Here is a 2,871-nt window from a genome sequence, read left to right as displayed (position 1 = left end):
GGCGAGCAAAGCGAGTCAATCCCTTCCTCACCGCCATATTTAAAGAAAGAGCCTGAACTCACGTTCAGGCTTTTTTTTATGCCCAACTTATTTATTGATGTCTGACGGCAGTTGCCACAGCTCGCCAAGCCGGTAATCCCATATTCTTGGCGAAAACTTTATCTTGCCTCTCTCTGGCGTAAAGGTCATTTCACTAAACCAGATATTTTCTTTATGCATAAAGAAATCCACCCGGCAGTAATCAATACCCTCTGCGAGCGTTTCCGCCAGTTCAAGCAGCCTGGCATAGCCAGCGGGCCGGGGAATGTCGCGCGGATTATTGCTCTGCCCCATAGTAAAAGGCTGCAGGCGCCAGCCTTCATCATAAATATTGGTGAGCTTATTTCCGGCGGCATCCGTAAAATCCGCCTCTGTAAATTTCGCTTTTTGATGAAAGCAGTGAACGCGGTAAAGTTCCGGCGTAATATCCGGATTGGCGTTCGCAAAAATATCTATATACTGCTCGGCCAGGATAAAGGGTGGGATGTTTTTGTATTGCCATTCCAGCGAGACATAGTAAAAGTTACGATTAAGAAAAAAATCGAGCTTTTTATTATAGCGCGCTATTGCTGGCGCATCTTTGGCAAACACCATCTGGCAGCTGCCGCTATCATGGTTGCATTTGAGTACAAATTTATCGGGTAATGCAGCATAGTCAATATCCGCCGTGCGCCGCCACACGCCCAGCAATGGGATCAAATAGTTTTCGCCGATTTTCTTTGCAACGTAGTCACGGGCCAGGTATTTATCAGCCAGTTGGGTATAAAGATCGTTGCTTGTGTAGAGCATACGGTGGATAATTTTTTCATTCAACGACTCAGGATTGCGGAAAACATCTGCTCCACAGTGTCTTTTGCGGTAGGTCGTTAGCAAATATTTTTCTTCTTTCTGTAAAAGGTGACGAAAAATTTTACCCTGATGCTCAATCTTCTTAAATATATACACTTCCCTGGCCCCTTATTAACAACCTGTCCTGATACAGGAATAATGGAGCCAGCCTGGTCATTATTACGCCAGGAAGAAATAAACCCTAAGTAAACAAGGCAAATAAAAAAGCACCGTTACCTTTCAGCAACAGTGCTTTTATATAATCAATCAGTTTTTATAAAGACTACTTAATTTCCATCGCGGCCTTCATGGTATAAAACAGATCGGTCTGATCGGTCAGCCCGACCACGTTAGCGGCGTGTGGCCCATAAGCGGCGATGCGCAGCTGCGTGCCGGTATGCTCCTGCGAGTCCTCTTCCGAGTTACCGTAGCTGATAGTCATCAGGCCGCCCTCTTTAGTTGCCAGCTTTTGCGTCAGGCCGGGAGCCTTACTGTCATTAGGGATAATCTGGCTGGAATGCGCATGGTCCGCCGTGACAATAACCAGCGTGTTGCCGTCTTTACGGGCAAACTCCAGCGCTTTCTGTACTGCCTCATCCAAATCTACCGTTTCGCCAATCTGGCCGCAGGGGTTTGCTGCATGATCCTGCTTATCGATCGACGCGCCTTCCACCTGTAAGAAGAAACCGTTCTGATTTTTGCTCAGCAGCTGGATAGCCTTATCGGTCATCTGCGCCAGCGTTGGCGTGGAAGCAGGACGATCGCTGTTTACCTCGCAGCTGATGGGGTTGCCTTCCAGATTACCGTGCAGGGTCGCTTTCGGCCCTTTCCAGCGCACCGGCATATTGCCATCCGCGAACAGGCCCAGCACGGGTTTATCCTGCGTGGCTTCGGTAATAGCGTTCATGCCGTCAAGGTTATCAATCAGCTGGTAGCCGCGCAGCTTCGCCTGCTCGCTCAGCGTCTTGCCCTGCCACTCGCCTGCCTTAGCGCTTTCGGCAAAGGTTTTGCCGCCGCCGCCGAAAGTGACGTCAACACGGGCGTTCAACAATTGTTCGGCAATAGATCCTTTGCCGCCCTTTTCCAGCGCGTTGCCTGCGCACAGCTCGCTGGTTTTCTCCGGGCCGTAGCATTTACGGGAGGTCACATGCGCCATCTGCGCGGCGGGCGTAGCGTCTTCCAGCTCTGCGGTAGAGACGTTGCCGGTCGCTTTACCTGCTGCCTTTGCCCTTTCCATAATCGTCTGATGATCTTTACCGTTCACATCCACGCCGATCGCCCCGTTATAAGATTTTACGCCGGTGCTCCACGCCGTTGCCGAAGCGGCGGAATCCGTAACGTAATCGGGCTTATGCGTTTTTTTGTCCAGCGAGTAATGCGTATACTGACCGGTCAGCGGCAGCGCATCGATGCCTTTGAAAAAGCCACCTGCGCCTTCAGCATAGTTACGCGCGGCGGTAATTTCGGAGTCGCCCATACCGTCACCGATCAGCAGGATAACGTTTTTAGCTGTTTTACTGCTCAGTGAAGCTTTCAGCGCTTCGGTCTGATCCTCGCTTAAACGGCGAGCGCCGCCGGGCTGTGTAATATCTCCCTGTGCGGCACGCTGATAATCGGCGGCCTGGGCGCAAAGCGTGATGGATAACAGCGTGGCGGTAAAGGAAAGCGTAAACAGGCTTTTTTTCATCAGACGGCTCCATGAGAAAACGTTTCTAAAAATTTCAGGCGTTTAGTTTGCGACACAATCGTGACGCTTTTGTGTCGGCCGCATGGCAACTTGATGACTACACCTGTGCGTTTCTCAATCGACAGCGAGCGCGGCCTGCTTACCGCTTAACCTGCCAGAATAAAAAGAGAAAATTCCCTTGACCGTTCGGCCCGGACTCCCTATAGTAGCGCCCCGTCGCCCGAGAGGGGGATGAAGTTTACAATATGGTGAGGTGTCCGAGTGGCTGAAGGAGCACGCCTGGAAAGTGTGTATACGGCAACGTATCAAGGGTTCGA

General features: G+C 50.9%; 2 protein-coding genes. Both read right to left on the bottom strand.

All coding sequences use genetic code 11. From position 1 onward, the window contains the following. Nucleotides 1-87: 87 nt before the first annotated feature. Nucleotides 88-984 (bottom strand): ATP-grasp fold amidoligase family protein, encoded by an 897-nt coding sequence (locus ACMGEE_RS21665; RefSeq protein ID WP_436830631.1) that lies wholly within the window; start codon nt 982-984, stop codon nt 88-90. Nucleotides 985-1,150: 166 nt separating this feature from the next. Further along, nucleotides 1,151-2,554 (bottom strand): alkaline phosphatase, encoded by a 1,404-nt coding sequence (gene phoA / locus ACMGEE_RS21660; protein WP_301253566.1) that lies wholly within the window; start codon nt 2,552-2,554, stop codon nt 1,151-1,153. Between the last annotated feature and the right edge of the window lie 317 nt (nt 2,555-2,871).

The organism is Erwinia artemisiae (genome assembly GCF_051400835.1).
Taxonomy (GTDB): domain Bacteria; phylum Pseudomonadota; class Gammaproteobacteria; order Enterobacterales; family Enterobacteriaceae; genus Erwinia; species Erwinia aeris.
Note: the sequence above shows the minus strand (reverse complement) of the source record. Positions and strands in the feature narration are given on the sequence as shown.